The sequence below is a fragment of the Phenylobacterium sp. GW823-FHT02A09 genome (genome assembly GCF_058797775.1).
In genome coordinates this window covers 713,313-738,938 of sequence record NZ_JBXAJZ010000001.1, presented here as the reverse complement: position 1 = coordinate 738,938, position 25,626 = coordinate 713,313, and the positions used below count along the sequence as shown (strand labels likewise).

The following is a 25,626-nucleotide window of genomic DNA, read 5'->3' as shown; positions in this document are numbered from 1 at the left end:
CGATCCCCCAGCGACTTGAAGGCCCAAGGCGCCCGGCGGCCTGGCGCGCCCAGCAGGACTCGAACCTGCAACCGTCCGCTTAGAAGGCGGATGCTCTATCCGGTTGAGCTATGGGCGCCTGGCAGGCTGCTAGTGCGTCCAGGACTGCTTGCGATTGTAGGCGAAGTTGTCGGCGTAGGCCTTCAGGATGCGCTTGGGCGCCTTCGGCTCGGTGATCTGGAACGGAATGCCGTGAGCCTGCGCGTAAGCCACCGCATCGTCGCTGGTGTCGAAGGACAGACGGATCTGGCCGTTCATGTCGCTGGTCAGGGTCCAGCCCATCAGCGGGTCCGAGCGACGGGCCGAGTCCGGCTCGAACTCGAGCACCCAGTCCTTGGTCTTGGCCTTGCCGGACTGCATGGCGTTCTTGGCCGGACGATAGATGCGCGCGAGCATGCGAAGCCTCATAGAAATCTTACCGGCGTGGTCGGGGCGGCAGGATTCGAACCTGCGACCCTCTGCTCCCAAAGCAGATGCGCTACCAGGCTGCGCTACACCCCGAAGAGCCGGCGTGGGCGGGATATAAGGCTTTGGCCTTTCCCGCAATTGAACAAAGTCGCGCGCCGACGCCTAGCCGTGGCGCCGCATCAACTTGAACACGGCCGAGCCGCGCACGACGTCCGTTCCGGCTACGTGCGCGCGAGCCTCGACGAACGCGACATCGCGGGTCGCGCGCGTCACCCGCGCCTCGCCCATCACCCATTCCCCAACCCGCGCCATGTGCAGGAAATCAATCGAGAGATGGATCGTAACCGCTGTCTGGCGCGCGCTGCGATAGACCGCCGCGCCCATCAGACCGTCGAGAAAGGCGGTCAGCATGCCTCCGTGAACCAGCCCCAGGCCGTTGGCGTGGCGCGGCAGGGCATAGAAGGCCTGTTCGGTGACCTCGCCCATCTCGGCGCGGTGAAAATAGGGTCCGTTGTGACTCGAGAACGGCCCGCGGCTGCCTGACGGCACAAATCCGGCCGGAGGCGCCGGCACCACATCCTTGTCAGTCACGCTTGAAGATCCGGTGCTCGATGCGATCGCCCGGCATCAGGCCGATTTCTCCGGCCCGGCCTCCGGCCAGTTCCAGGACGCCGACGATGGGACCGCCCGACGGGATCGGCGCCTCGGACAGCGGCGTGGTGTTGCGGGCGATCGACAGAACCGTGCCGTCGGTGCGGATGTAGATGATGTCCAGCGGGATCAGGGTGTTCTTCATCCAAAACGCCACCTCGCGCGGCGTCTTGAAGTCGAACAGCATGCCGCGGTCAGGCGGCACTTCCTTGCGGAACATCAGCCCCTTCTCGCGCTCAGCGTCGGTGTCGGCGATCTCGACGAAGAAACGGGTCCGGCTGGACGGCGTCACCGCCTCCAGCGCCTCGAAACCCGCCGGCGGCTTTCCGACCGCGCCAGCAGCCGGCGCCGACGCCGCGACTGAGGGTGCAGGCGCAGCATGAGCCGAAGCCTCCTGCGCCGCCGGTTCCTGCGCACAGGCCGCAAGAAGCGTCAGCGCGCCGACGAGCACGGTCAGGCCGCGTCGCAGCCTCATCTGACTAGGCACCGGAAACCTCCGAGCAGTGGGTCCGGAGCGCGACGAGCGTCGTGCCCCCAGGTCGAGAGTCCCGAAAGACTCTAGGCCAGACCTACAGACTCGATCTCGGCGACGACAAGCCCCTTCGGACCTTCCGCGAACCGCACCATGACATCGTCACCCGGCTGCAGGTCCTCAATGCCGGACCGCCGCAGGGTTTCAATGTGCACGAAGATGTCGCCGGTCTCCCCGTCGCGGACCACGAAACCGTAGCCTTTTGCGCGGTTGAACCACTTCACCTTGGCGCGTTCCAACGGACCACGCGGAGTCAACGGACGGCGCTGAGGACGGGCGCCAAAGCCCCCGCGATCAAAACTGCGTCCGTGATGCCCCTCGTCGTGTCGTCGGCGGTCGGAGGGCGGCGGAGCAGAGCTCTCATCCACCTCCAGCACCTCGGCGACCTGCCACCCCTTCGGACGTCGGATCACGTCACAGACGATCACCGCACCTTCGAGCGCGCTCTCGCGGCCTGAATTGCGAAGACTTGTGACGTGAAGCAATACGTCCTTGAGCCCCGTTTGATTGGGGTCGTCAGGAACGACAAATCCATAACCCTTGCCGGCGTCGAACCACTTCACACGCCCGCTGATCCGCACGGCTTCTTCGTGTGGACCTAATCCCTCAAATTCGTAACCAGACATCTGCCCCTCTGGCCCCGGTCTCCCCCCGATCCTTTCGGATATGGCCAACTAGAACAGTGTTCTCGTTACGCTAGTGCCGTCAATGGGGCATTTTGCGAGCAACACACGCGTCGGTCGCAATATTCGCGCCAGCGTCGTGAACGAGTGATTTTGGGGAGCCTCGCGGTGGCAGTCCCTAGGGGAGTCGAACCCCTCTCTCCAGGTTGAAAACCTGGCGTCCTAACCGATAGACGAAGGGACCGCGTCCGCGAGAGCGGTGTCTATATGGGCGAATCTTCGGGGGCGCAAGCGCCTTGCTCAAACCTTTTTCAGCACGCCGTTATTCGAATGCGAAGCAGAGGGCCCGAGCCCTTCTGGCTCAAGGCTCAGCCAACGCGACGAGGGTCGGCGGCGTCTTCGATTTCCAGCTCGACGCTCTCGCGTCCCTGCCAGTCATCGGGCTTCAGGCGACCGGCGACGTGGATCGCTCCGGCCCCGCCGAGCAGCGCCCGGCCCAAGTCCGTCTCTTCGGCGCGCCAGGCCACCGCCTTCAACCGGCCGCCCGAGCCGTCAGTCAGCGTCACCCGCACGTGGCCGCCGCGGAGGGCCATGGGCCGCTCCACGCGGACATTGGCCGCGGCGAACATCGGCTCGGGGTTGCCAGGCCCAAAGGGCGCCATCGCTTGAAAGGCCGCCCAGAGTCCCCGGTCGGCCCCGCCGGCCGTGACCAGCGCGTCAATGTCCAAGGCGTCCTCTGCGGCCGCGATTTCAGCCTCGGCGGCGATGTGCTCGTTCAGGAAGGCCCGCAGGTCGGGAATGAGCTCTGGCCGCACCGACAGGCCCGCGGCCATGGCGTGCCCGCCGCCCGCCAGCAGCAGCCCCTCGTCGAACGCGGCCTGCACGGCGCGGCCGAGGTTCACCCCCGGCTGTGACCTGCCCGAGCCCTTGCCGATGTTCGCGGCGCGATCGACGCCGATGACCATGGTCGGCTTGCGATAGCGTTCTCGCAGGCGGCTCGCCACGATGCCGATCACCCCCGGGTGCCAGCCATCGGCGGCGACCAGCGCCATCGGCGCGTCGGCCTGGTTGCTTTCACGCTCCACGACGCGCACCGCCTCGTCGAAGATCTCTTTCTCGACTTCCTTGCGTGAGGCGTTGAGGGCGTCGAGTTCGGCGGCGAGAGCAGCCGCCTCCTCCGGATCGTCGGTCGACAGCAGTCTTGCGCCGAGATCCGAGCGGCCGATGCGGCCGCCGGCGTTGATGCGCGGGCCAAGGATGAAACCGGCGTGGAAGACACTGGCGGGGCCAGAACCCTTAGCGACCTCAAGCAGCGCCTTCAGGCCGGGATTGCGCCACCCCGACATCACCTTCAGCCCCTGCGCCGTCAGCGCGCGGTTGAAGCCCACGAGCTGGGTGACATCGCAAATCGCCCCGAGCGCCGCCAGATCCAGCCATTGGCGCAGATCCGGTTCGGCCCGGTCCTGGAACAGCCCCCTGCCCCTGGCCTCGCGGTTCAGAGCCGCCAGCAGCACAAAGGCCACCCCCGCGGCGGCCAGGACGCCCTGACCCGACTCGCAACCGGGGCGGTTGGGGTTCACCAGGGCGGCGACATCGGGGATCTGGTCGCGCATCAGGTGGTGGTCGATCACCACCACTTCGAGCCCGATCTCCTTCGCGCAGGCCAGCGCCTCATAGGCAGCCGCGCCGCAGTCGACGGTGACGACCAGGTCGACGCCGGATGCGCGGATCTTGCGGAACGCCGCGGGCGACGGGCCATAGCCCTCCGTCATCCTGTCCGGCACATAGATCGGCAGTTCCATGCCCATGACACGGAACCAGCGAACCAGCTGGGCGGCGCTCGAGGCGCCGTCCACGTCGTAGTCCGCGAACACGGTCATCGACCGGTTCGCGAGCAGCGCGTCGATCAGGATCGCGGCGGCCCGGTCCATGTCGAGGAAGCTCGACGGATCGGGAAACTGCGCCTTGAGCGTGGGGTTGAGATAGGTTTCGCCGCCGTCGGCGCCGACCCCGCGCGAGGCCAGCGCCCGCGCCAGGGGTTCGGAGAGGCCAAGCGCCAACTGGTGACGGCGCACGATGGCGGGATCGGCCGGTCGCTCGCGCCACGCCCGGCCCGTCAGTGACCGCGCGACACCAAGATAGGCCGCCGTCGAGCCCCCGTCCGGCACGGTCCTAGACCGGCCGCTTCATCCGCACTTCACGCACGGTGCGGGTGGAGGAGTTCATCACCAAGGTATGGGTGTGGACGAAGCCGTCATCGTAGGCCACGCCATCCAGCAGGGCGCCGTTGGTCACGCCGGTCGCCGCAAAGATCGCATCGGCGCGGACCATCTCGTGCAGGTCGTACTTCTTATCGAATTCGGTGATCCCGATCCGGGCGGCGCGCGCCTTCTCATCGGCGTTGCGGAACACCAGGCGGCCCTGGAACTGGCCGCCGACGCACTTCAGCGCTGCGCAGGCCAGGACGCCTTCCGGCGCGCCGCCTTGACCGATGTAGAGATCGACGCCGGTGGTGGGGTCCGACGTGTTGATCACGCCAGCCACATCGCCGTCAGTGATCAGATGGACGCGCGCTCCCACCGACCGGACTGACGCGATGATCTCGGCATGTCGCGGACGATCCAGCACACAGACCGTGATTTCGGACGGGTCGACGTCCTTCGCCTCGGCCAGCGTCCGCACGTTCTCCGCCGGGGTCTTGTCGAGGTCGATGACGCCGGGGGGATAGCCAGGACCACAGGCGATCTTGTCCATGTAGGTGTCGGGCGCGTTCAGCAGGCTGCCTTTCGGCGCCCACGCCATCACCGCCAGCGCGTTGGCCATCGCCTTCGCCGTCAGGGTGGTGCCTTCCAGGGGATCGAGCGCGATGTCGATGGCGGGGCCTTTGCCCCGGCCGACCTTCTCGCCGATGTAGAGCATCGGGGCCTCGTCCCGCTCGCCCTCGCCGATCACGATCTCGCCGTCGATGTCGAGGTCGTTGAGCGCCGTACGCATGGCGTCGACGGCGGCCTGGTCAGCGGCTTTCTCGTCCCCGCGCCCGACCAGCTTCCAGGCGGCGATCGCAGCGATCTCCGTCACCCGAACCGCGTCCATAACCAGACTGCGATCCAGATCTTGCGAGCTCATCTGTCTCTCCCAGCACCTCGACGGGCGCAGACTATCCTTGGATTCTTATATGCGGGCGATCCGCAAGAGGCGCGGTCTTTCCAGCACCGCCGGCAGATTGGCGATGCGGTCGATCGCCGCCGTCAGCACCGATTCCGCCACGGCGTGCGTGGTCAGCACGATCGGCACGCCTTCGGCGTTCTCCACCGGCTTCTGCAGGAAGCTCTCGATCGAGACACCCGCCTCGGCCAGAGTTTCGGACACCGCGGCGATGACGCCGGGCTCGTCCTTGACCAGGAACCGCAGATAGGCGCGGCTCAGGCTCCGGGCCGGATCGACCGGCGTAAAGGGCTTCAGCGACTTGGCCGGGGCCTGGAAGACGGGCCGCTGGGCGGCGGTCATCACGTCGGCGATGTCGGCGGCCACGGCCGCCGCCGTCGGCCCGGCCCCTGCGCCGGGGCCCTGGATGAAGATCCGGCCGATCCGCGTGCCCTCAATGAACAGCGCGTTGAGCGCGCCACCGGCCTGGGCCAACGGATGGCTCTGGGCCACCAGGGTCGGATGGACGCGCACCAGCACGCCCTCGTCGGACCGGTTCGCCGAGGCGATCAGCTTGATCTTGTAGCCGAGGTCCTTGGCGAGCTGGATGTCGAGCAGCGCGACCTGATCGATGCCTTCGATCTCCGCGGCCGCGTAGTTCGGCGCGCAACCAAAGGCGAGCGCCGCCAGGATCGAGATCTTGTGGGCGGCGTCGAAGCCGCCGACGTCCATGGTCGGGTCAGCTTCGGCGTAGCCCAGGCGCTGGGCCTCGGACAGCACGTCGGCGAACGAGCGCCCGCCGCTGTCCATCTCGGACAGAATGAAATTGCAGGTGCCGTTCAGGATGCCGGCTACCGACTTCACGTCGTCGCCGACCATGGCCTCGCGCAGCATCTTGACCGCCGGCGTTCCACCCATGACCGCGGCCTCGAACAGCAGCGGCACGCCCTTGGATTCCGCCAGGGCGGCGAGTTCCGCGCCGTGCTCGGCGATCAGCGCCTTGTTGGCGGTCACGACAGGCTTGCCGGCGTTGAGAGCCGCCTCGACGGCGGCCTTGGCCGGACCGTCGGATCCGCCAATCAGTTCGACGAAGATGTCGATGTCCGACGACTTCGCCAGTTCGACGGGGTCGTCATACCAGGGCAGGTTCGAGATATCGAACGGGCGCGGACGAGACCGCGAACGCGCCGACACGCCGGTCACGACCGCCTGGCCGCCGGCCGGCGCGAACCCGGCCCGATCCGACAGGAAGTTCAGCAGGCCGCCGCCGACCGTACCGAGGCCCGCGACGCCGACCCGCCACTCAGTTTTACTCATTGCGCCGCCATGGTGTTGTGGGCCCGGCCGAGGATCTCCTCGGCGTTGGCCAGAAATTTCTTCACGTTGCGCGCCGCCTGCCGAATGCGGTGCTCGTTCTCGACGAGCCCGATGCGCACATAGCCCTCGCCATATTCGCCGAAGGCCACGCCGGGAGCGACGGCGACGCCGGCCTCCTCGATCAGCAGCTTGGCGAACAGCATTGAACCGGCTTCCTTGAACTTCTCCGGCAGCGGCGCCCAGGCGAACATCGAGGCGGGCGGCGGCGGGATGTCCCAGCCAGCGCGCTTCATCGACGAGACCAGGGTGTCACGGCGCGCCTTGTAGATCGCGCGGATCTCATCGACGCAATCCTGCGGGCCGTTCAGCGCCGCCGCGGCCGCGACTTGGATCGGCGTATAGGCGCCATAGTCGAGATATGACTTCACACGCGCCAGCGCCGCGCACATCCGCGCGTTGCCGACCACCATGCCGACGCGCCAGCCGGCCATGGCGTAGGTCTTGGACAGCGAGTTGACCTCGACGGCGATGTCCTTGGCGCCCTCGACCTGCAGGATCGACGGAGGCGGGTTGTCCTCGAAGTAGATCTCCGAATAGGCGATGTCGGAAAGCACGAGCATGTCGTGCTTCTTCGCCAGCGCAACGGCCTCCTTGTAGAAGTCCAGGTCGACCCACTGCGCCGTCGGGTTGGACGGATAGGACAGGATCAGCACGCTGGGCGGCGGCGCCGAGTGCTTCACCGCGCGGCTGATCCCAGCCAGGTACTCTTCCGGCGACGGGGCCGGGACATGGCGGATCACCCCGCCGGCCATGATGAAGCCGTAGGCGTGGATCGGATAGGCCGGGTTCGGGCAGATCACGACGTCGCCGGGAGCGGTCAGCGCCTGGGCGAGATTGGCGAACCCCTCCTTCGAGCCGAGCGTCGCGATGACCTCGGTGTCAGGGTTCAGGTCGACGTCGAACCGCTTCTTGTAGTAGCCGGCCATGGCTTTGCGCAGACCGGGAATGCCCTTGGAGGCGGAGTAGCGACCCGCCTTGGGATCACGCGCCGTCTCGATCATCTTGTCGACGATGTGCTTGGGCGTCGGCATATCCGGATTGCCCATGCCGAAGTCGATGATGTCGACGCCCTCAGCGCGAAGCCGCGCCTTGATGCGATTTACTTCTTCAAAGACGTAGGGCGGGAGCCGGCGGATACGGTGGAATTCGGGAGTCATTTTGAGCTCTGGCCGCGACGCTCGCGGCGATGGGGAGCTGAAGTCGCGCATGGATAGCCCCCGCGACGGGGCGAGCCAAGCAGGTTGAAGGTCATTTTTGCCCCCGCCTGCCGAATTATCGCGGCGACGGAGGCGGGGTAGCTCGCTCCCGAAGTTCCTTGGCGAACGCCTCGCTGGACGGCGTCGTCGACGCGTCCGACCCAATATCCGGACCAGCCTGCGAACGGGCGCGCGCCACGAATCGCTCGGTGCCGGTCAATGTCCAGGTGTTCGGCGCCGTCGCTTGCTCGACCTTGGCGCCGGCGATCTCGAGTTGGTCCGCCGCCTTCCCCCATTCGGCAGCCGGCCGCTGCGCCGCGGGCAAGGGCGGGATCTCGGCGAAGGTCGGGAAGGTCCGCGACTCATGGGCCATTCGCGCCACGTCTTCGGCCACGGCCGAATTCGGGTCCACCTTGGCTTCAGAGAACGGATTGGCCGCGCATCCGGCCGCCAGCACGGCCAGCGAAGCACAACCGAGCAGCGCCCGGGCGGTGGCTCCAAGCGACGAACATGCAAAAAGTCGAAGCGGCGCGTTCATTTCCGTCTCGGTCTTATGCCACTATCGCGTCGGGCGGAAGAGCGTGGGCGCTTTCGCTCCAAAGGAATGCGCATGCGGGAGGACAACGGGCGATGAGCGATCAGGCCACGGCGCCGCCGAAAACCAAGGCGAAGAAGAAGGTCAAGGCAGCCAGCAAGGCCGCGAAGACCAAATCCGCCGCCATGCCGCCGCCAGAAATCGCCGTCGAGGAGCAGGCTGCACCTGCAGCCGCGAACGCGTCGAGCTTCGAGCAGCTGAGCGCCGAGCAGCGCGAGATGATGGAAAAGCTCTCGACCAACCTGGCCCGGGCCGCGCTGACCGCGCAAGGCGCGATCGCCGAAGCGGCTCTGCGCCAGGCTGAACGCCCGGCCGGTTTGCAGCCCGACCCGTTCCACGTGGCCCCGGCCCTGACCGATGTGATGGGCCGCCTGATCGCCCAGCCCGACCGTCTGGTCCGCGCCCAGGCCGATCTCTTCCAACGCTATCTCGAGCTTTGGCAGACCGCCGCCCGCCGGGCCAGCGGCGAAGCGGTCGAGCCGGTGGTCCAGCCCGAGCGCGGCGACAAGCGGTTCAATGATCCGGACTGGGCCGAGAATCCGGTCTTCGACGTGATCAAGCAGTCCTATCTGCTGACTTCGAACTGGCTGAACGGATTGGTCGCCGAGGTCGACGGCGTCGACGGCATGACCAAGCGGCGCGTCGAGTTCTTCATGAAGATGCTCACCGACGCCTTCTCACCGTCGAACTTCCTGGCCTCCAACCCGGCGGCGCTGCGCGAGGCGATGGCCAGCCGCGGCGAGTCGCTGGTCAAGGGGATGGAGAACTTCGCGGCGGACCTGGCCCGCGGCGGCGGCCAGCTGGCGATCAGCCAAACCGACTATCAGATGTTCAAGATCGGCGAGAACGTCGCCACCGCGCCGGGCCAAGTCGTCTTCCAAAACGAGATCCTGCAGCTGCTGCAGTTCAATCCGACGACCGACCAGGTCCACGAGATTCCGCTGCTGATCTTCCCGCCGTGGATCAACAAGTTCTACATCCTCGACCTGCGCCCCGAGAACTCGATGATCCGCTGGCTCACCGACCAGGGGTTCACGGTGTTCGTCGCGTCTTGGGTCAACCCGGACCCCGCCCTCGCAGGCAAGACCTTCGAGGACTACATGCACCAGGGCATCTACGCGGCCACCGAGGCGGCGATGACCCAGGCTGGCGTCGATCGCGTCAACACCGTCGGCTACTGCATCGGCGGCACCCTGCTCTCCTCGTCGCTGGCGCACATGGCGGCCAAGAACGACCAGCGGATCTCCTCGGCCACCTTCTTCGCCGCCCAGCAGGACTTCGCCGAGGCCGGCGACCTGTTGCTGTTCACCAACGAGGACTGGCTGTCCGACCTGGAAAAGCAGATGGACGCGGCCGGCGGCGTACTGTCGGGCCAGACCATGGCCGAGACCTTCAACTCGCTGCGCGCCAACGACCTGATCTGGTCGTTCTTCGTGAACAACTACCTGATGGGCAAGGAGCCCAAGCCCTTCGACCTGCTGTTCTGGAATTCCGACCAGACCCGCATGCCCAAGGCGCTGCACCTCTTCTACCTGCGCAAGTTCTACGGCGAGAACGCGCTGTCGAAGGGCGAGCTGGTGCTCGACAACGTCAAGCTCGACCTGAAGAACGTGAAGACCCCGGTCTATGTGCAATCTTCGAAGGAGGATCACATCGCGCCGGCCCGCTCGGTCTATCGCGGCGCGCGGCTGTTCGGCGGTCCGGTGACCTTCACCCTCGCCGGCTCGGGCCACATCGCCGGCGTGATCAACGCGCCGGTGGCCAACAAGTACCAGCACTGGACCAACAGCAACCTGCCGGAGAGCGTCGAGCAGTGGATGGGCGACGCCGTCGAGACGCCCGGCTCCTGGTGGCCGCACTGGGCCGAGTGGCTGCGAGCCAAGTCAGGCGGCCTTGTCCCAGCCCGCGATCCGGCGAAGGGCAAGTTCGCCCCTATCGAGGCCGCGCCCGGTTCCTATGTGAAGGTGAAGTCTTAGGCGGCTGAGCTTTCGGGGGCGTGATGATCAAGACGGTGTTGCTGGGGCTGGCGGCCTTGCTCGCCCTGTGGGTGGGCTCGGGCCTGGCGTTAGTCGCCCTGTCCGGGCCGTTCGAGCCCAGCGGCCGCTACGTCGACATCGGCGGCCGCAAGCTTCGCCTCGTTTGTGCGGGGCCCAAATCGGATCAGCCCGTGATCTGGATGGAAGCCGGCGCCTGGGGGCTGGCCGCCGACTTCGCCGCGATCCAGCAGCGGCTGGCCGGCAAGGGGATTCGCTCCTGCGCCTATGACCGCGCAGGCATGGGCTTCTCGGATCCCGGCCCCAAACCCCGCGACAGCGCCGCAGTCGCCGCCGACCTGGCCAAGCTGATCGCCGCCTCAGGGGAGCCCGGCCCCTTTGTCTTCATGGCCCACTCGATGGCGGGGCAGCACATCCGTCTCTACGCAGGACAGCATCCCGACCAAGTCGCCGGCCTGGTGCTGCTCGAAGCGACGACGCCGGAGATGGCCGAAAGTCCTGGGGCCCAAAAGTTCCTCAACCGCGTCCAGATGGTCGCGCGCGCCAGCGCTGTCGCGGGCAGCCTCGGCCTGACCAAGATCGCGTACTACAAGGGCGACCGCATCGGCCTGCCGCCGCAGGGCCAGGCGGAAAAGCGCCACGCCTTCGTTTCCGGGCGACATGCGCGCACCGCCGCCGACGAGGTGCTGGTCTGGCCGCAGGGCGCGGCGCAGGCCGCCGCTGTTCAGCTCAATCCGGATTGGCCGGTGGCGGTGATCACGGCCGGAAACGCCGAGCTCATGGCCGGCTGGAATACGGCTCGCCGCGCGCCAGAGCGCAATTCCCGCGCCGGTTACTACGAAAACGAGGGCGACGCCGGTCACGCAACCCTGCTCGGGCTCACGCACTCGGACGCCGTGCTGCGCGGGGTCGATCACGTCCTCGCCGCGATCCGCAAGCCGCCGGCTCAGCCCTAGCCCTTGGCCGGCGCGAACCGCAGCGCGTCGCCGTTGTTGCAGTAGCGCAGGCCCGTCGGCCGCGGCCCATCCGGGAAGACATGGCCCTGATGCCCGAGGCAGCGCGCGCAGTGGTATTCGGTCCGCGGTACGCCGATGGCGAAGTCGGTCTTCTTGCCCAGGGCGCCTTTGATCGCCGTGTAGAAGCTGGGCCAGCCGGTGCCGCTCTCGAATTTCCATTGGGACACGAACAACGGCAGCGCGCAGCCGGCGCAGACGTAGGTTCCCTTCCGCTTTTCCTTGTTGAGCGGACTGGTGCCGGCCATCTCGGTCGCCTCCCTGCGGAGGACGTTGTAGGTCGCCGTATCCAGTCGCTTACGCCACTCGGCGTCGGACAGCTTCCGCCAGGGTGAGGCGGCATAGGGATCATCAGCCGCGGCGGACAGCGCCGGAACGAACGCCAGGGCCGATCCCATCAGGAAAGCGCGTCGGTCGATCTTGCTCATGCCAGGAGATACGGCGCTCTCGCGCACGCGGATGCAAGCCTAGCGGCCGGCCCAGCGATAGAGTGCGTCCGGCGTCTTCTCTTCGTTGTCGGCGCCGTCCGTAAGCCGGACAAGCTCGAATCCCCTCGCCTCGTAGAAGCGCCGCGCCCGCGTGTTTTGCTGGAACGTCCAGAGCTCGCGCGCGGTCCCGTCTTCGAGGGCCTTGCCGAGCAACTGAGGCCCGATCCCTTGGGCCTGGTGGTCCGGGTGGATGTAGAGGTGGCTCACCCAGCCCGGCTTGAACGCCACATAGCCGACGATCGCGCCCTCCACCTCAGCGACCCAGACCTCGTTCTCCGGAAACAGGCGCTCGCTGAAGAACCACAGGTCCTCTTCCGGGGTGTGGAGGTCAGGTAAATAGGGCAGCGAGACGCTTACGACGTGCCGCTGCAGCCGGGCGACCTCCGCCGCATCGACAGCGGTCGCCCGGCGCAGGATCACAGGCCCTCGCCTTCCGGCAGGCCGAGCATGATGTTGAGGTTCTGGACAGCGGCGCCCGACGCGCCCTTGCCCAGGTTGTCCAGCACCGCCACCAAGCGCGCCTGCCCACGATCAGCATTGCCGAACACGAACAGCTTCATGCGGTTGGTGCCGTTCATGGCCTCAGGGTCCAACGTCGCATTGTACCCCCCCGCGCCGGCGCGCGCCTTTTGCAGATCCGCGCTTTCCTCGACCGAGGCCACCTCGACGAAGCTCTCGCCCTCATAGGCGGCGGCCAGGGCCTGGCGCAGGGCCTCAGGCGCGGGCTTGCCCGGCAACGCCCAGAGCTGCAGCGGGACCTCGACGATCATCCCCTGGGCGTAACGACCGACCGACGGCGCGAACAGCGGTGGGTGATCCAGTCCCCCATAGGCCTGCATCTCGCCGACGTGCTTGTGCTGCAGCGTCAGGCCGTAGGTGCGATAGGCGTCGTTCGTCCCCTCCGGCGCGGGCGCCTCGAACTCGGAGATCAGGCCCTTGCCGCCGCCGCTGTAGCCGGAAATGGCGTTGACCGTGATGGGGAAGTCGCGCGGCAGCAGCCCTGCCGCCGTCAGCGGCCGCACCAGGCCGATGAAGCCGGTCGGATAGCAGCCCGGATTGCTGACCCGGGTCGCCGCGGCGATGGCCCCGCGCTGCGCCTTGCCCATTTCGGCGAAGCCATAGGTCCAGTCAGGCGCGGTCCGATAGGCCGTGGAGGCGTCGATCACCTTCACGCTGTTCGACGTGATCATACCCACCGCTTCCTTGGCCGCCTCGTCGGGCAGGCAGAGGATCACGGCGTCCACGCCGTTCAGCAGCTCCGCGCGGGCGTCGGCGTCCTTGCGGCGCGCCGGGTCGATCGACACCACGTCCAGGTCGCGGCGGCCTTCCAGCCGCTGCCGGATCTGCAGGCCGGTGGTGCCGGCTTCGCCATCGATGAAGACTGTGTGGGCCATGGTCGGAAATCCAGAACGGGTGGATCAAACAGCAGAAAGGGCGCCTCGGTTTCCCGAAGCGCCCTTCCCAAACGCGATTGCTCGCGCAGCTCTTAGCGCTTCGAGAACTGGAAGCTGCGGCGGGCCTTGGCCTTGCCGTACTTCTTACGCTCGACGACGCGGCTGTCGCGGGTCAGGAAGCCATGCGGCTTCAGGACCGGGCGCAGGGCCGGTTCGTAGTAGGTCAGAGCCTTGGACAGGCCGTGGCGGATGGCGCCGGCTTGACCCGACAGGCCCGAGCCTTCGACCGAGACGATGACGTCGAACTGGCCGACGCGATCGGTCACTTGGAACGGCTGAGCGATCATCATGCGCAGCACCGGGCGAGCGAAATACACTTCCTGGTCGCGGCCGTTGATCGTGATCGTGCCCTTGCCGGGCTTGATCCAGACCTTGGCGATCGCGTTCTTGCGCTTGCCGGTCGCATAGGCGCGGCCTTGAGCGTCGATCTTCGGCTCAGCCGGCGCGGCTTGCGGGTTGGACGAGAGGCCTTGCAGGGCCTCGAAACCTTGGGTCTCGGACATCTGTCTTACAGGCTCCGCACGTTCTTGGCGTTCAGCGAAGCGAACGCGATGGTCTCGGGGTTCTGCGCTTCGTGCGGATGCTCGCCGGCATTGTAGATGCGCAGGTGCGTCATCTGCTTGCGGGCCAGCGGGCTTTCCTTCGGCAGCATGCGCTCAACCGCCTTTTCCAGGATGCGCTCCGGGTACTTGCCGCCGAGGATCTTGTCCGCGGTGCGTTCCTTGATGCCGCCCGGATAGCCGGTGTGCCAGTAGTAGGTCTTGTCCTGCAGCTTCTTGCCGGTGAACTTCACCTTGTCGGCGTTGACGACGACGACGTAGTCGCCGCAATCGACGTGCGGGGTGTAGTCCGGGCGGTGCTTGCCGCGAAGACGCATGGCGATGAACGAAGCGAGACGGCCGACCACGGCGTTCTCTGCATCGATCACGATCCACTTCTTCTCGACGTCGGCGGGCTTCAGCGAAGCCGTCGTCTTCATCATGGGAACGGGTCCGTTAGGTTGGCGGGACGAGAAGGTCCCGGCGAGGGCGCGGCTAGTACGGGGTTACCAGCCGCCTGTCAACACAGATTGCGACATAAAGTACGCAACGCCTTGTCACGCAAGGCTTTGCTGCGCGCGGTATTATAATACCGTCAATTTCAGCGATCTAGCTTCTATGGTCGCGTCTCGTCCCACAGCCATGCTGGAAAGTCCCCATGTTCGCGTCGCGTCGCCAGTTCCTCCAGACCGCAGCCGCCACCGCCGCCTTCACCGGCCTCGCGCGATACGCCAACGCCCAGGTCACCGCCGACGCGGAGGGCTACTCCACCCCCGGCTACGCCAGCGAAATCGCAGGTTACGGCCCGCTGCGCCGCGACCCGGCCGAGATTTTCGACCTGCCCGAGGGCTTTTCCTACAAGGTGATCTCGCGCGCCGGCGATCGGATGGACGACGGGCTCGTCGCCGCGGGCAAGATGGACGGCATGGGCTGCTTCCCCGCTGGCCGCAACCGGGTCGCCCTGGTGCGCAATCACGAGATCAGCCCCCCGCCCCGCGACATCCAGATCACCGCCTTCGGCGAGAACCGCAGCCTGGCCGGCAAGGTCGCCGCCGCCAGCGTTTATGACACCGACAGCGAGGGCCTGCCGCTCGGCGGCGGGACCAGCACCCTGATCTATGACCTCAAGTCCCAGGAGCTGAAGGCCCAGCACCTCAGCCTCGCCGGCTCGGCGGTCAACTGCGCCGGCGGCGTCACCCCCTGGGGTTCATGGCTGACCTGCGAGGAGACGGTCGTGAAGGCCGGCCAGGGCGTGAAGAAGGACCACGGCTGGGTGTTCGAGGTTCCTTCCCGGCTGCGCGGCCTGGCCGAACCGGTTGCGCTCACCGGCATGGGCCGCTTCAAGCATGAGGCCTGCGCCGTCGATCCCCGCACGGGCGTCATCTACATGACCGAGGACGAGATCGACGGGAAAGGCCTGTTCTACCGCTACCTGCCCAATGATCGGCGCAAGCTGCAGGCGGGCGGGCGGCTGCAGGCCCTGGCGGTGGTCGGCGACGGCGATCCGCGCAACTGGGATGCAGCGTCCTGGAAGCAAGGCGACTGGCGCAACGTGCGCTGGGTGGACCTCGATGGCGTCGACAACCCCAACAACGACCTGCGCCAGCGCGGCAAGGCGGCCGGCGCCTCATGGTTCGCCCGCGGAGAAGGCATCTTCTTCGGCCAAGGCGAGCTCTACTTCACCTGCACCAGCGGCGGTCCGAAGTTCCACGGCCAGGTCATGCGCTATGTCCCGAGCGCCCACGAGGGTCAGGCCGGCGAAGCGGACGAACCCGGTCGCCTGCAGCTGTTCGTCGAGCCATCCGACATCCGGGTCATGGAAATGGCCGACAACCTCGCCATCGCGCCCTGGGGGCACATCGTCACCTGCGAGGACAAGGTCGGCGGCACCAACTACCTGCGCGCCATCACGCCGCAGGGGCAGGTCTATACGATCGGCCGCAACGCACAGACCCTGCCTGGGGCGAAGATCCGCGGCACATCGGAGCTGGCCGGCGTCTGCTTCTCGCCCGATGGCTCGACGTTGTTCGTGAACATCTACGCGCCCGGCTGCACGCTCGCGATCACCGGGCCGTGGCGATCCCTGAAGACCTAGGGACGGCGCACCCGCCAGCCAAACGCCACGGCCAGCGACAGCACCAGGGCGGCCGTCACCTGGTGGGCCATGCCCAGCCACACCGGCACGCCGGCGACCAGGGTCACGACGCCCAGCAGCGCCTGAAGCAGGATGGCCGCGCCGGTGGCCTGGGCCAGCAGCTTGGCCTCCGCCGGCAGGTAGCGCGAGCGCGAGGCCACCCAGGCCATCGCCAGGCCGACAATCGTCAGCAGGTAGGCCACGATCCTGTGGTTGAACTGCACCGCAGCCTGGCTGTGGGCCAGCGTCGCCCAGAGGCCGCCGTTGGCGTAGTCCTGCGGGAATAGCGCTCCGTTCATGAAGGGCCAGTCGTTGTAGACGAACCCGGCGTCGTTTCCGGCCACCAGCGCGCCAAGCAGGATCTGGAAGAAGATCAGCCCGATGAGGCCCCACGCGCCTCGGGTCCAGGGGCTGGGCACCGTCTGCCGCGGGGCGCCGGACCAGGCGTCAAGCGCAGTCCAGACCAATGCGCCCAGCAAGGCGAACGCCAGGCCCAGGTGAATCGCCAGGCGCTCCGGCGCCACCGAAACCCGCTCCACGAGGCCGCTGGCGACCATCCACCAGCCCACCGCGCCCTGCAGGCCGCCGAGGACGAACAGGCCCACACAGCGGACGACGAGCCGCCGCGGCAGCTCGCGCCGAATCAAGAAGTAGGCGAACGGCAGGGCGAAGGCCGCCCCCACCAGCCGGCCGAGCAGCCGATGGCTCCATTCCCACCAGTAGATCGCCTTGAAGGCCTCGAGGGTCATGCCCTTGTTGACCTGCTGGTACTGCGGGATCTGCTTGTAGAGCGCGAACTCGTCGGCCCAGTCCTGCGCCGACATCGGCGGCAGCGCGCCAGTGACGGGCTTCCACTGCGTGATCGACAGGCCGGAATCGGTAAGGCGCGTCGCGCCCCCCACGACCACCATCGCCAGCACCAAGGCGGCGACGATGAACAGCCAAACCGCGACCGGGCGCGACCGGTCGGAACGAAGGAACGAGGTCATGACTTAAAGTGCAGGCTCTTCAGGGCGTTCTTACGGCGATCCGCTATCGGAGATCGCGCCGCAGGTCCATGCTCGGGAGGCGGAACCACGGAAGCTTGACCGCATTTGGTGAGTGGGACTCAACCAGAGGGCAAGACAATGCAGGGCGTGGGTATCATCGGGTGGATCGTTATCGGCATCGCCGCCGGCTTCGTGGCCGAGAAGGTGATGAAGCGTGACCACGGTTTGCTGACCAATCTGCTCGTTGGGGTCGTCGGCGCGCTGCTCGGCGGCTGGATCGCGGGCTTGGTCGGCTTCAGCTTCGGGGGGTGGATCGGCAGTTTCATCGTCGCCACGATCGGCGCGATCCTTCTGCTGTTCCTTCTGAGCCTCATCAAGAAGCGCTAGGGGCTTAACGGCGCGCGCGCGGGCGCCTATAGGCATGGCATGAGCGCGCGCGTCCGAAAGTTCATTGGTGGCATTGGTATCGTCCTGTTCCTGGGGTTCTACGCCTGGATCATGACGATGATCGGCGAGCGACTGCCCAATCACTGGGCTGCGCAGTTGGCCTTCTACGGGATCGGCGGACTTGCCTGGGGCGTGCCGATCCTGCCGCTCATCAGCTGGATGAACCGCGGAAAGTAGCAAGGCCGCCCCTCGTCGGCCGGTCTGCGCGCATCAGAACCCGAAGCGCGCCAATTTGCACGCACAGCGCCCCCGCGCGGATCTGAACTCTGTTTTTGGGCGGGGGTTCAGGCCGCGAAGGCCAATTCGCCGATGGTCGGAGCGACAGGATTCGAACCTGCGACCCCTTGACCCCCAGTCAAGTGCGCTACCAGGCTGCGCCACGCTCCGACATCGGCGAGCGGCCCTTCTAACCACTTGGGCGGAGCGGGCAAGCTGAATTTCGAAATCCCACGACGATCTGGCCCGTCGCGGAGCGTCAGCCCTTATCCAGCAACGTGTCTAGACGCCGCTTGGCGCTTTGCAGGTCGTCGAGCGCGAACAACAGGCGCTCGCGGCCTTCCTCGGTCAGATCGCTGTTGGCGAGGTCCAGGGCCAGGCCCTCGGGCCGCGGCCCGACATCGCCGTCCGCCGCGGCCAGGAGCCGCTTGAGGCCCTGCTCCTTATGGAGCTTCTGGACGCCCTTGATGGTGTACCCGGCGTCGTGCAGCAGCGCGCGGACCCCGCGCAGCACCGCAATGTCCTGCGGCCGATAGAATCGCCGGCCGCCCGCTCGCTTCATCGGCCGGATGAAGGAGAACTTCGTCTCCCAGAATCGCAGCACGTGCTGCGGAACGTTCAGCTCGTCGGCTGCTTCCGAGATTGTCCGAAAGGCGTCCGGGCCCTTGGCCACTTAGCCGCCTTCCTCACTTCGCCAGGGCGCGGTCCACCCGCGCCTTCATGACCTGGGAGGCCCGGAAGCCAATCACCCGGCGCGGCTCGATCGCCGCCGGTTCCCCGGTCTTGGGATTGCGGCCCATGCGGGCGCGCTTCTCGCGCACCTGGAACACGCCGAATCCGGAAAGTTTCACCTGCTCGCCCTTCTCGAGGGCCTGCGCCATGAGTTCCAGCGTCCGCTCGACCAGCTCGGAACAATCCTGCCGGGTCAGACCCACTTCCTCATGAACCGCCTCGCACAGGTCGGCCCGCGTCACCGTCGCGCCTTTCATGAACGCCCCTACCCCGAAAAAACACCGTTACTCTAATAGTTGACCCGCCGTCACTACCTGATTGTCACGTCAGGTCAAAGACTTCACGGGTCGTTGTCTGAAATGCACCCTCGCGCCTACGCGCGCCAGACGCAAGCGTCTCGCAACAAACGTTACAGACGAACCACGCAGGCGCCCCAGGTTAGACCGCCGCCCATCGCCTCCAGCAGCAGCATCTGGCCCGGCTTGATCCGGCCGTCTTGCATCGCCTTCCACCATGCGAGCGGAATAGACGCCGCCGAGGTGTTGGCGTGTTCGGACACGGTGGAGACGACCTTGGACTCCTGAATGCCGACGCGCTTGGCGACGCCTTCGAGGATACGCTGGTTGGCCTGGTGCGGAATGAACCAGTCGACATCGGCGATCGCGACGCCCGCGTCGGCGGCGGCGGCGAATATCGCCTCGGAAATGTTCACGACCGCATGGCGGAAGACCTGGTTGCCCTGCATGCGCAGATGCCCAATCTGGCCGTTGGTCGAGACACCGCCGTCGACATAGAGCAGGTCCTGCTTAGTGCCGTCGGCGCGCAGCGCAAAGCCCAGCAGCCCGCGGTCGGCCGTCGTGCCCTCGCCTTCCTGCGGCTCGAGCACGACCGCGCCCGCGCCGTCTCCGAACAGGACGCAGGTGCCGCGATCGTTCCAGTCCATCAGGCGCGTCATCGTTTCGGCGCCGATCACCAGCGCGCACTTCGAGCGACCGCGCGCCACGAAGCCGTCGGCGGTGGAGAGCGCGTACACAAAGCCCGAGCACACGGCTTGGACGTCGAAGGCTATGCCCACCGGGCAACCGAGCTTGCGCTGGACGATAGTCGCGGTCGCCGGAAAGGTCAGGTCGGGCGTCGTCGTCGCCACGATGATCAGATCGACGTCGGCCGGCGTCTTGCCCGCCGCCTCCAGGGCCCTGCGGGCCGCCTCGACGGCCAGGTCGGACACAGGCTGGTCCTTCGCCGCGCGATGGCGCTGGCGAATACCCGTGCGCTCGATGATCCATTCGTCGGACGTATCGACGACCTGGGCCAGATCAGTGTTGGTGACGATCTCGTCGGGCAGATAGCCCCCGACACCGGTCACAACGCTACGCAGAACTTTAGTCACTCAGGCGGCTCCATCCACGGCCGGCGGCTGCTGTTCGGCCACCGCGGCGGTGAGCCGCGTCATATTCCGTTCGATCTCCGCTGCGAAGTCGCTTTGAGCGAGCTTCGAGGCCATGCGGATCGCGGCGGCGACGTCCCGGTCTGACGCGCCGCCGTGGGTCTTCACCACCACGCCATTGAGGCCAAGCAGGGGCGCCGCGGCGTCGGGACTCAGCTTCTCACGCAACTTCAGCAGGCCGGACTTGGCCAGCAGCGCGCCCAGCTTCGATGTCAGGCTGCTCATCAGCGCCGTCCGCAATTCGCCGCTGATGTAGCGCGCAGCGCCCTCGGCGGTCTTCAGCGCGACATTTCCGGTGAAGCCGTCGGTGACGACGACGTCGACCTTGTTCTGGAACAGTTCGTCACCCTCGACGAATCCGCGATAGTCCAGGTCGAACTTGCCGCTGCGCAGAATCCCGTGGGCCTGTCGGACCTCTTCGTGGCCCTTCATGTCCTCGGCGCCCACATTCAACAGGCCGACCGTCGGCTTGGCGACGCCGTGGGCCGCACGATGGAACGCCTCGCCGAGAATGGCGAACTCGACTAGACGCTCGGCGTCGCAATCGACGTTGGCCCCGACGTCGAGAACCGTGGTGATTCCCTTCACGCCCGGCCAGCCGACCACCAGACAGGGCCGGTCCACGTCCACGCTCATGCGCAAGATCAACAGCGAGATGGCCATCAAGGCGCCGGTGTTGCCGGCCGAGACGGCCCCCTGAGCCTCGCCGGACTTCACCGACTCGATCGCGGCCCACATCGATGTGCCCTTGCCCCGGCGCAGCGCCTGGGCGGGCTTCTCGTCCATGGCCACCACGCGCTCCGCGTGCCGGACCGCGACACGGTCCTTCAGGGCGGGATGCTTGGCGAGCTCGGCCGAAATGGCCGTCTCGTCGCCATGCAGCAGGAATCGCAGCGCGGGCGCTTCGGCCGCCGCCAGGGCGACGCCGGGGACCACGACGGAGGGGCCGTGGTCGCCCCCCATTGCATCAATTGAAATGGTCAGGGATCTCGTCACGGCGCTGTTTCACCCCTCACAGCGTCGCGCCGCAAGCATGCTCAGAATATGGCCCGAGGCGCCGTGATGCAAATGGAGAGCCGATCACGCACCATCATCCTTCAGGCGCTTGAGGACCGCGAATGGAGATTCCTCAGCCACGTCCGGCTTGTAGTCGAACTCTGCTCCCGGCTTGCGCGGGAACGGGTCGATCTCAAGCGCCAGATGCTCGACCAGATAGCCGACCAGGTCGATTTCATCCGAGGCGAGCACGTCGGGCGGATCTGGCGCATCGAGGCCCATCTCGACCTCGCCGCCCTCTGATTCCGCTGGGGCGTTGGGACTTCCCGCAGGAACAGCCTGGACCAGGAAATCGCCGTCGAGTCGCGACTCGAACGGATCGAGCGTCACGCCGCAGATCTGCTCGACCGTCGCCGTGAAGCGGCCGCCGATCTCGGCGCCGTCGAGCCAGGCGCGGGCCGTCACCCGTCCCTGCAGGGCGGGCAGACTCACCACACCGAGTTCCTTGGCGATGGCCGCGCGTGTTTCGCCGTCAGGCTCCAGCGTGACGCTGACCGGCCCGCGGGCCAGGTCCGCGAGGCGCACCATATGACGCCAGCCGCTCACGCCGCGCCCCAATCCGCACGGCCCTCGAGCAGGCTCTCGAGCTTCAGGTCAGCGAGGGTGGCGCGCTGGCGCAGGACGTACTCGCCGAGTTCGGCGACATGTTCGGCTCCGCCCTGGGCGTAGACCGTCCGGCCCAGCAAGGCGTGCAGGTGATCGGTCTGCGGCAGGGCGGCGAACGCCGATTCGTAGGATTTCACCCGGCCGTAGAAGGCCTCGCCCAGCTTGCGCATCTTCTTGCCGACCGAAAGGTCTCCGACGCCCATTTCGCGCAACGCGTCGTCCAACGCGCCAAGGTAGGTGTCGAACAGGGCCTGCGACGTTTCGCCGGCGCGACCGCCCTGCCCGCGCAGTCGATCCAGCAGCAGGAACACGTGGACCGTGTAGAGCTCGAAGCGGCCTTCGACCGTGTCGGGCACGCCATAGGCCTCGTAGAGCGCAGGCGTACGCGCCTGCGCGACGACGCCGGCATACAACTTCTGACCCATGGCCAGGGTCGTGCGTGGGCGGAAGAAGCGGTCCAGGAACATCTCGGCCTCGATTTCGCCCTCAGGCGCAGATACAGGCGGCATTGAACTAAGGGGCGGCGAGCGATAGGTCAAAGCCTCGAAGAATTGAACAGGTCCGGTTCGCACATGTTTCGCCGCGTCGCCTATGCCGCACTCGCCGCCGGTCTGCTGACCTCCGCTACGGCCTGCGCGCCTATTACGACCTATTCCGGCTTCCAGGCCATCGAAGCCAATCCGAAGGACGTCAAGGTCGGTACGGACACCAAGTCCACCGTCCGCGCCAGTCTCGGCTCGCCCTCCGCCACCTCCACCTTCGACCCGAATGTCTGGTTCTACATCGACCAGGTGAAGGAGCGCGTGGCGTTCCGCCGCCCCGTGGTCACCTCGCGCAACGTGGTCGCGGTGACCTTCGACAAGGACAGCGAGGTCGTGAAGACCGTCGACACCATGACCCTGAAGGACGGCAAGGTCATCGCCTTCAACGGCCGCGAGACCCCGACCCGCGGCCGCGAGCTGACCATCCTCGAACAGTTGCTGGGCAACGTCGGTCGCGGCGGCATGCTGCCCAACGCCGACGACGAGGGCATTCCCGGCACGCGTCCTGGCGACCGCCGCTAACGCGCCAGATCGCCGCAGAATCAAACAGGCCCCGGAGATCGCTCTCCGGGGCCTGTTCTTTTGGTGCGGTCGCGGAGTTAGCCGGCCGCGCCGTGAGCCAGCACCGCCAGCAGCAGCAGCGCCACGATGTTGGTGATCTTGATCATCGGGTTCACGGCCGGACCGGCGGTGTCCTTGTAGGGATCTCCGACAGTGTCGCCGGTGACCGCGGCCTTGTGCGCCTCGGACCCCTTGCCGCCGTAATGGCCTTCTTCGATCAGCTTCTTGGCGTTGTCCCAGGCCCCGCCGCCCGATGTCATCGAGATGGCGACGAAGAGACCGGTCACGATCACGCCCATCAGCATCGCGCCGAGGCTGGCGAAGGCGTTCACCTTGCCCGCGATGGCGTTGATGACAAAGAACAGCACGATCGGCGAGAACACCGGCAGCAGGGACGGAACGATCATCTCCTTGATCGCCGCCTTGGTCAGGATGTCCACGGCCCGGCCGTACTCGGGCTTGACCTCCCCGGTCATGATGCCCGGGTTCTCCTTGAATTGCCGCCGCACCTCGGCGACGACCGATTCGGCCGCCCGGCCCACGGCCGTCATCGACATGCCGCCGAACAGGAAGGGCAGCAGCCCCCCGATCAACAGCCCGACGACGACGTACGGATTGGAGAGATCGAAGGCCACGGCCCCGAGCCCGTCGAAGAACGAGCCCGGCGTCGCATTGGCCGCGAAGTACTTGAGGTCCTCGGTGTAGGCCGCGAACAGAACCAGGGCGCCGAGACCAGCCGAGCCGATGGCGTAGCCCTTGGTGACGGCCTTGGTGGTGTTGCCGACCGCGTCGAGGGCGTCGGTGGTCACACGAACCTCCGGCGGCAGACCGGCCATTTCGGCGATGCCGCCGGCGTTGTCGGTCACCGGCCCGAAGGCGTCGAGCGCGACGATAAAGCCGGCGAGCGACAGCATCGCGGTCGTAGCGATGGCGATGCCGAACAAGCCCGCGAGCCCGTAGGTCACGATGATGCCGACAACGATGACCAGCGCCGGGGCGGCGGTCGATTCCAGCGACATGGCCAGACCCTGGATGACGTTGGTGCCATGCCCCGAGACCGAGGCCTTGGCGACCGACTTCACCGGCCGGAAGCCCGTGCCCGTGTAGTACTCGGTGATCACCACGATCAAAGCGGTGACGACCAGGCCCGTGATTCCGCACCAGAACAGGCTCATCGCGTCGAAGGTCTTGCCGTGAACCTCCAGCGGGCCGGTGACCATCGTCGTCACCACCCAGTAGATCGCCGCGACCGACAGCACGCCGGTGATGATCAGGCCCTGATAGAGCGCGCCCATGATGTTGTTGGACTTGCCCAGGCGGACGCCGAAGGTGCCGATGATCGAGGTGACGATGCAGACGCCGCAGATGGCCAGCGGCAGCAGCATCATGTTGCCGACCACGTCGCTGCCGCGGAAGAAGATCGCCGCCAGGACCATGGTGGCGACCGTGGTCACCGCGTAGGTTTCGAACAGGTCGGCGGCCATGCCGGCGCAGTCGCCGACATTGTCGCCGACGTTGTCGGCGATGGTGGCGGCGTTGCGGGGATCGTCCTCGGGAATGCCGGCCTCGACCTTGCCGACCATGTCGCCGCCGACGTCGGCGCCCTTGGTGAAGATGCCGCCGCCGAGGCGGGCGAAGATCGAGATCAGCGACGCGCCGAAGCCCAGCGCGACCAGCGAGTCGACGACTTCGCGGCTGGTGTTCTCATGGCCCAGCGGACCGATCAGGAAGGCGTAGTACCCGGCGACGCCGACGAGCGCGAAGCCCGCGACCAGCATCCCGGTGATGGCGCCGGACTGGAATGCCAGCGACAATCCCTTAGCGAGCCCTTCGGAGGCCGCCTGAGCGGTCCGGACGTTGGCTCGCACCGAGATGAGCATCCCGATGAAACCGGCCGCGCCCGAGAGGATCGCACCGATCGCGAACCCGACGGCCGCCAGCGGGCCGATCAGCACCGCTGCAGCCACAAGCACGACCAAGCCGACGATGCCGATGGCCGTGTACTGACGCCGCAGGTAGGCTTGCGCCCCCTCCTGGATCGCCGCGGCGATCTCCTGCATGCGTGGGTTACCAGGTGAAGCTTGCAACAACTGCGCAGTTCGCACGATGCCGTAGAGCACCGCCAATAGGCCGGCGGCGATCACCAGCGTAAGCGTAAGACTCATGTTCTAAGCGCCCCTATCGATTGCGCGAAGACGCCGGCCGCCGCCCACGATTGGGCGGTGCTCGACGCTCCAGGCCCCTGTCGTTTTCCCTCAAGTGGAGCGCCGTTGGTCCGCCGCTCGTTATTGATGAGCGAGACGTTGCCAGTTGTAACGCATGCGTGCAACGCCCCGTTGACCGTGGTTACGCGACGACAGGCGTGCGGGACGGACCGCTAGGGCTGGATTTCGGTTCGCGCCGGCCGCGGCCCGGGCTTGGGCAGGCCGCGACGCTGCTTCGGGGTCTGGGTGGTGATGACGACGTTCTTGACGTCCTTGCCGGCGATCGCGATCGCTTCGCGTTGGAAGGCGGCGATCAGGCGCGGAGCATCAACCGAAGCATAGTCCTTCGGGTCGCCGAAGGCGCCGCGGCTGCCCAGCCGCGCCAGCGCGTCGCGGAAGTACGGCTCCTTGGCCCGCCATTTGCTGGCGTTGGCGGCGGGCGTGAGGTTCACGCGGACGGTCACGAACACGTAGTTGACCAGCCGCCCTTCGGCCATGATCGGCACCGCGACCGGAAAGACATCGACATACTGCCCGATCGGCGCGTCCTTCGACGCCTCTTCGGTTTTGGCCGCGGCCGCCGGTCGGGCGACGGCGGCGACAAGCAGGCTGGCGATCAGGGCGCGGCGGAACATGCCG

29 protein-coding genes and 4 tRNA genes are annotated in these 25,626 nt (G+C 66.9%); 6 read left to right on the top strand and 27 right to left on the bottom strand.

The features are described from left to right. Positions 1-41: 41 nt before the first annotated feature. From AC1Q87_RS03810 to AC1Q87_RS03755, 12 genes are all read right to left on the bottom strand, one after another. A tRNA-Arg gene (locus tag AC1Q87_RS03810) sits at positions 42-118 on the bottom strand. A gap of 11 nt (positions 119-129) precedes the next feature. Further along, on the bottom strand, positions 130-435 hold the full coding sequence (locus AC1Q87_RS03805) for an ETC complex I subunit (RefSeq protein WP_492607649.1): 306 nt from the start codon (positions 433-435) through the stop codon (positions 130-132). 28 nt (positions 436-463) lie between these two features. Further along, a tRNA-Pro gene (locus tag AC1Q87_RS03800) sits at positions 464-540 on the bottom strand. 69 nt (positions 541-609) lie between these two features. Then, positions 610-1,038: a PaaI family thioesterase gene (locus AC1Q87_RS03795; RefSeq protein ID WP_492607648.1), complete on the bottom strand. Its 429-nt coding sequence runs from the start codon at positions 1,036-1,038 to the stop codon at positions 610-612. Then, complete coding sequence (locus AC1Q87_RS03790; protein ID WP_492607647.1) at positions 1,031-1,573, bottom strand: DUF192 domain-containing protein; 543 nt, start codon at positions 1,571-1,573, stop codon at positions 1,031-1,033. The genes AC1Q87_RS03795 and AC1Q87_RS03790 overlap by 8 nt, the downstream gene beginning before the upstream one ends. 83 nt (positions 1,574-1,656) lie before the next feature. Beyond that, a complete protein-coding gene (locus tag AC1Q87_RS03785) occupies positions 1,657-2,256 on the bottom strand; it encodes a cold-shock protein (RefSeq protein WP_436061399.1) in 600 nt (199 codons plus the stop codon). Between the two features lie 166 nt (positions 2,257-2,422). Then, positions 2,423-2,497, bottom strand: a tRNA-Glu gene (locus AC1Q87_RS03780). Positions 2,498-2,621: 124 nt separating this feature from the next. After that, positions 2,622-4,421 carry a single-stranded-DNA-specific exonuclease RecJ gene (gene recJ, locus AC1Q87_RS03775; RefSeq protein ID WP_492607646.1) on the bottom strand — a complete coding sequence of 600 codons (1,800 nt, stop codon included), beginning with the start codon at positions 4,419-4,421 and terminating at the stop codon, positions 2,622-2,624. Between the two features lie 4 nt (positions 4,422-4,425). Further along, on the bottom strand, positions 4,426-5,379 hold the full coding sequence (gene glpX / locus AC1Q87_RS03770) for a class II fructose-bisphosphatase (RefSeq protein ID WP_492607645.1): 954 nt from the start codon (positions 5,377-5,379) through the stop codon (positions 4,426-4,428). A 45-nt stretch (positions 5,380-5,424) separates the two neighbouring features. After that, positions 5,425-6,714 carry a homoserine dehydrogenase gene (locus AC1Q87_RS03765; RefSeq protein WP_492607644.1) on the bottom strand — a complete coding sequence of 430 codons (1,290 nt, stop codon included), beginning with the start codon at positions 6,712-6,714 and terminating at the stop codon, positions 5,425-5,427. Then, positions 6,711-7,931 (bottom strand): LL-diaminopimelate aminotransferase, encoded by a 1,221-nt coding sequence (locus AC1Q87_RS03760; protein WP_492607643.1) that lies wholly within the window; start codon positions 7,929-7,931, stop codon positions 6,711-6,713. Before AC1Q87_RS03760 ends, AC1Q87_RS03765 begins: the two co-directional genes overlap by 4 nt. A gap of 115 nt (positions 7,932-8,046) precedes the next feature. Beyond that, positions 8,047-8,508: a hypothetical protein gene (locus AC1Q87_RS03755; RefSeq protein WP_492607642.1), complete on the bottom strand. Its 462-nt coding sequence runs from the start codon at positions 8,506-8,508 to the stop codon at positions 8,047-8,049. A gap of 92 nt (positions 8,509-8,600) precedes the next feature. Here AC1Q87_RS03755 and phaC point away from each other — a divergent pair, with 92 nt between their 5' ends. Continuing rightward, entirely contained in the window at positions 8,601-10,541 is a 1,941-nt protein-coding gene (phaC, locus tag AC1Q87_RS03750; protein ID WP_492607641.1) for a class I poly(R)-hydroxyalkanoic acid synthase, read from the top strand. Between the two features lie 23 nt (positions 10,542-10,564). Beyond that, the gene (locus tag AC1Q87_RS03745; protein WP_492607640.1) at positions 10,565-11,515 is read left to right on the top strand and encodes an alpha/beta hydrolase; all 951 of its coding nucleotides are present in this window, start codon (positions 10,565-10,567) and stop codon (positions 11,513-11,515) included. Here AC1Q87_RS03745 and msrB read toward each other — a convergent pair. The 5 genes from msrB to rplM form a co-directional block, all read right to left on the bottom strand. Beyond that, the gene (gene msrB / locus AC1Q87_RS03740) at positions 11,512-12,000 is read right to left on the bottom strand and encodes a peptide-methionine (R)-S-oxide reductase MsrB (protein ID WP_492607639.1); all 489 of its coding nucleotides are present in this window, start codon (positions 11,998-12,000) and stop codon (positions 11,512-11,514) included. The two genes, AC1Q87_RS03745 and msrB, sit on opposite strands and share 4 nt — an antisense overlap. Before the next feature lie 39 nt (positions 12,001-12,039). Continuing rightward, positions 12,040-12,480 carry a GNAT family N-acetyltransferase gene (locus AC1Q87_RS03735; protein ID WP_492607638.1) on the bottom strand — a complete coding sequence of 147 codons (441 nt, stop codon included), beginning with the start codon at positions 12,478-12,480 and terminating at the stop codon, positions 12,040-12,042. Continuing rightward, a complete protein-coding gene (gene argC, locus AC1Q87_RS03730) occupies positions 12,477-13,454 on the bottom strand; it encodes an N-acetyl-gamma-glutamyl-phosphate reductase (protein WP_492607637.1) in 978 nt (325 codons plus the stop codon). The genes AC1Q87_RS03735 and argC overlap by 4 nt, the downstream gene beginning before the upstream one ends. 92 nt (positions 13,455-13,546) lie before the next feature. Beyond that, positions 13,547-14,017, bottom strand: a complete 471-nt coding sequence (gene rpsI / locus AC1Q87_RS03725) for a 30S ribosomal protein S9 (RefSeq protein ID WP_056019023.1) — start codon at positions 14,015-14,017, stop codon at positions 13,547-13,549. 5 nt (positions 14,018-14,022) lie between these two features. Continuing rightward, complete coding sequence (rplM, locus tag AC1Q87_RS03720) at positions 14,023-14,496, bottom strand: 50S ribosomal protein L13 (protein ID WP_267230177.1); 474 nt, start codon at positions 14,494-14,496, stop codon at positions 14,023-14,025. A 215-nt stretch (positions 14,497-14,711) separates the two neighbouring features. Here rplM and AC1Q87_RS03715 point away from each other — a divergent pair, with 215 nt between their 5' ends. After that, positions 14,712-16,148 carry an alkaline phosphatase PhoX gene (locus AC1Q87_RS03715; RefSeq protein ID WP_492607636.1) on the top strand — a complete coding sequence of 479 codons (1,437 nt, stop codon included), beginning with the start codon at positions 14,712-14,714 and terminating at the stop codon, positions 16,146-16,148. On the opposite strand, the gene AC1Q87_RS03710 is transcribed toward AC1Q87_RS03715, so the two are convergent. Next, a complete protein-coding gene (locus AC1Q87_RS03710) occupies positions 16,145-17,176 on the bottom strand; it encodes a COX15/CtaA family protein (RefSeq protein ID WP_492607635.1) in 1,032 nt (343 codons plus the stop codon). The two genes, AC1Q87_RS03715 and AC1Q87_RS03710, sit on opposite strands and share 4 nt — an antisense overlap. A gap of 138 nt (positions 17,177-17,314) precedes the next feature. Here AC1Q87_RS03710 and AC1Q87_RS03705 point away from each other — a divergent pair, with 138 nt between their 5' ends. Both AC1Q87_RS03705 and AC1Q87_RS03700 read left to right on the top strand, forming a co-directional pair. Next, positions 17,315-17,563: a GlsB/YeaQ/YmgE family stress response membrane protein gene (locus AC1Q87_RS03705; protein WP_492607634.1), complete on the top strand. Its 249-nt coding sequence runs from the start codon at positions 17,315-17,317 to the stop codon at positions 17,561-17,563. 39 nt (positions 17,564-17,602) lie between these two features. After that, a complete protein-coding gene (locus AC1Q87_RS03700; RefSeq protein WP_492607633.1) occupies positions 17,603-17,800 on the top strand; it encodes a DUF2842 domain-containing protein in 198 nt (65 codons plus the stop codon). A gap of 133 nt (positions 17,801-17,933) precedes the next feature. Here AC1Q87_RS03700 and AC1Q87_RS03695 read toward each other — a convergent pair. The 7 genes from AC1Q87_RS03695 to AC1Q87_RS03665 all read right to left on the bottom strand — a co-directional run bounded on the left by AC1Q87_RS03695 (position 17,934) and on the right by AC1Q87_RS03665 (position 22,189). After that, positions 17,934-18,010 (bottom strand) — tRNA-Pro (locus AC1Q87_RS03695). Between the two features lie 88 nt (positions 18,011-18,098). After that, positions 18,099-18,512, bottom strand: coding sequence for a MerR family transcriptional regulator (locus AC1Q87_RS03690; RefSeq protein ID WP_492607632.1), 414 nt, complete (start codon positions 18,510-18,512; stop codon positions 18,099-18,101). Positions 18,513-18,525: 13 nt separating this feature from the next. After that, complete coding sequence (locus AC1Q87_RS03685; protein WP_056019003.1) at positions 18,526-18,828, bottom strand: integration host factor subunit alpha; 303 nt, start codon at positions 18,826-18,828, stop codon at positions 18,526-18,528. A 152-nt stretch (positions 18,829-18,980) separates the two neighbouring features. Further along, positions 18,981-19,961, bottom strand: coding sequence for a beta-ketoacyl-ACP synthase III (locus AC1Q87_RS03680; RefSeq protein ID WP_492607631.1), 981 nt, complete (start codon positions 19,959-19,961; stop codon positions 18,981-18,983). Continuing rightward, a complete protein-coding gene (gene plsX / locus AC1Q87_RS03675) occupies positions 19,962-21,014 on the bottom strand; it encodes a phosphate acyltransferase PlsX (protein ID WP_492607630.1) in 1,053 nt (350 codons plus the stop codon). 84 nt (positions 21,015-21,098) lie between these two features. Then, on the bottom strand, positions 21,099-21,620 hold the full coding sequence (locus AC1Q87_RS03670; RefSeq protein ID WP_492607629.1) for a YceD family protein: 522 nt from the start codon (positions 21,618-21,620) through the stop codon (positions 21,099-21,101). Then, complete coding sequence (locus AC1Q87_RS03665) at positions 21,617-22,189, bottom strand: ubiquinol-cytochrome C chaperone family protein (RefSeq protein ID WP_492607628.1); 573 nt, start codon at positions 22,187-22,189, stop codon at positions 21,617-21,619. The genes AC1Q87_RS03670 and AC1Q87_RS03665 overlap by 4 nt, the downstream gene beginning before the upstream one ends. Positions 22,190-22,252: 63 nt before the next feature. Between AC1Q87_RS03665 and AC1Q87_RS03660 the strand changes: the two genes are divergently transcribed. After that, positions 22,253-22,744 carry an outer membrane protein assembly factor BamE gene (locus AC1Q87_RS03660; protein ID WP_183769959.1) on the top strand — a complete coding sequence of 164 codons (492 nt, stop codon included), beginning with the start codon at positions 22,253-22,255 and terminating at the stop codon, positions 22,742-22,744. Between the two features lie 77 nt (positions 22,745-22,821). Here AC1Q87_RS03660 and AC1Q87_RS03655 read toward each other — a convergent pair whose 3' ends face one another. Next, positions 22,822-24,948 (bottom strand): sodium-translocating pyrophosphatase, encoded by a 2,127-nt coding sequence (locus AC1Q87_RS03655; protein ID WP_492607627.1) that lies wholly within the window; start codon positions 24,946-24,948, stop codon positions 22,822-22,824. 212 nt (positions 24,949-25,160) lie between these two features. Continuing rightward, on the bottom strand, positions 25,161-25,622 hold the full coding sequence (locus AC1Q87_RS03650; protein ID WP_492607626.1) for a hypothetical protein: 462 nt from the start codon (positions 25,620-25,622) through the stop codon (positions 25,161-25,163). Positions 25,623-25,626: the final 4 nt, after the last annotated feature.

Bases quoted from the DNA above. Each gene is read 5' to 3' on its own strand.
- AC1Q87_RS03805 (WP_492607649.1), bottom strand. From the start codon at position 435: ATGCTCGCGCGCATCTATCGTCCGGCCAAGAACGCCATGCAGTCCGGC.
- AC1Q87_RS03790 (WP_492607647.1), bottom strand. From the start codon at position 1,573: ATGAGGCTGCGACGCGGCCTGACCGTGCTCGTCGGCGCGCTGACGCTT.
- AC1Q87_RS03785 (WP_436061399.1), bottom strand. From the start codon at position 2,256: ATGTCTGGTTACGAATTTGAGGGATTAGGTCCACACGAAGAAGCCGTG.
- glpX (WP_492607645.1), bottom strand. From the start codon at position 5,379: ATGAGCTCGCAAGATCTGGATCGCAGTCTGGTTATGGACGCGGTTCGG.
- AC1Q87_RS03765 (WP_492607644.1), bottom strand. From the start codon at position 6,714: ATGAGTAAAACTGAGTGGCGGGTCGGCGTCGCGGGCCTCGGTACGGTC.
- AC1Q87_RS03760 (WP_492607643.1), bottom strand. From the start codon at position 7,931: ATGACTCCCGAATTCCACCGTATCCGCCGGCTCCCGCCCTACGTCTTT.
- AC1Q87_RS03755 (WP_492607642.1), bottom strand. From the start codon at position 8,508: ATGAACGCGCCGCTTCGACTTTTTGCATGTTCGTCGCTTGGAGCCACC.
- phaC (WP_492607641.1), top strand. From the start codon at position 8,601: ATGAGCGATCAGGCCACGGCGCCGCCGAAAACCAAGGCGAAGAAGAAG.
- AC1Q87_RS03745 (WP_492607640.1), top strand. From the start codon at position 10,565: ATGATCAAGACGGTGTTGCTGGGGCTGGCGGCCTTGCTCGCCCTGTGG.
- msrB (WP_492607639.1), bottom strand. From the start codon at position 12,000: ATGAGCAAGATCGACCGACGCGCTTTCCTGATGGGATCGGCCCTGGCG.
- argC (WP_492607637.1), bottom strand. From the start codon at position 13,454: ATGGCCCACACAGTCTTCATCGATGGCGAAGCCGGCACCACCGGCCTG.
- rpsI (WP_056019023.1), bottom strand. From the start codon at position 14,017: ATGTCCGAGACCCAAGGTTTCGAGGCCCTGCAAGGCCTCTCGTCCAAC.
- rplM (WP_267230177.1), bottom strand. From the start codon at position 14,496: ATGATGAAGACGACGGCTTCGCTGAAGCCCGCCGACGTCGAGAAGAAG.
- AC1Q87_RS03715 (WP_492607636.1), top strand. From the start codon at position 14,712: ATGTTCGCGTCGCGTCGCCAGTTCCTCCAGACCGCAGCCGCCACCGCC.
- AC1Q87_RS03710 (WP_492607635.1), bottom strand. From the start codon at position 17,176: ATGACCTCGTTCCTTCGTTCCGACCGGTCGCGCCCGGTCGCGGTTTGG.
- AC1Q87_RS03705 (WP_492607634.1), top strand. From the start codon at position 17,315: ATGCAGGGCGTGGGTATCATCGGGTGGATCGTTATCGGCATCGCCGCC.
- AC1Q87_RS03700 (WP_492607633.1), top strand. From the start codon at position 17,603: ATGAGCGCGCGCGTCCGAAAGTTCATTGGTGGCATTGGTATCGTCCTG.
- AC1Q87_RS03685 (WP_056019003.1), bottom strand. From the start codon at position 18,828: ATGAAAGGCGCGACGGTGACGCGGGCCGACCTGTGCGAGGCGGTTCAT.
- AC1Q87_RS03665 (WP_492607628.1), bottom strand. From the start codon at position 22,189: ATGCCGCCTGTATCTGCGCCTGAGGGCGAAATCGAGGCCGAGATGTTC.
- AC1Q87_RS03660 (WP_183769959.1), top strand. From the start codon at position 22,253: ATGTTTCGCCGCGTCGCCTATGCCGCACTCGCCGCCGGTCTGCTGACC.
- AC1Q87_RS03655 (WP_492607627.1), bottom strand. From the start codon at position 24,948: ATGAGTCTTACGCTTACGCTGGTGATCGCCGCCGGCCTATTGGCGGTG.
- AC1Q87_RS03650 (WP_492607626.1), bottom strand. From the start codon at position 25,622: ATGTTCCGCCGCGCCCTGATCGCCAGCCTGCTTGTCGCCGCCGTCGCC.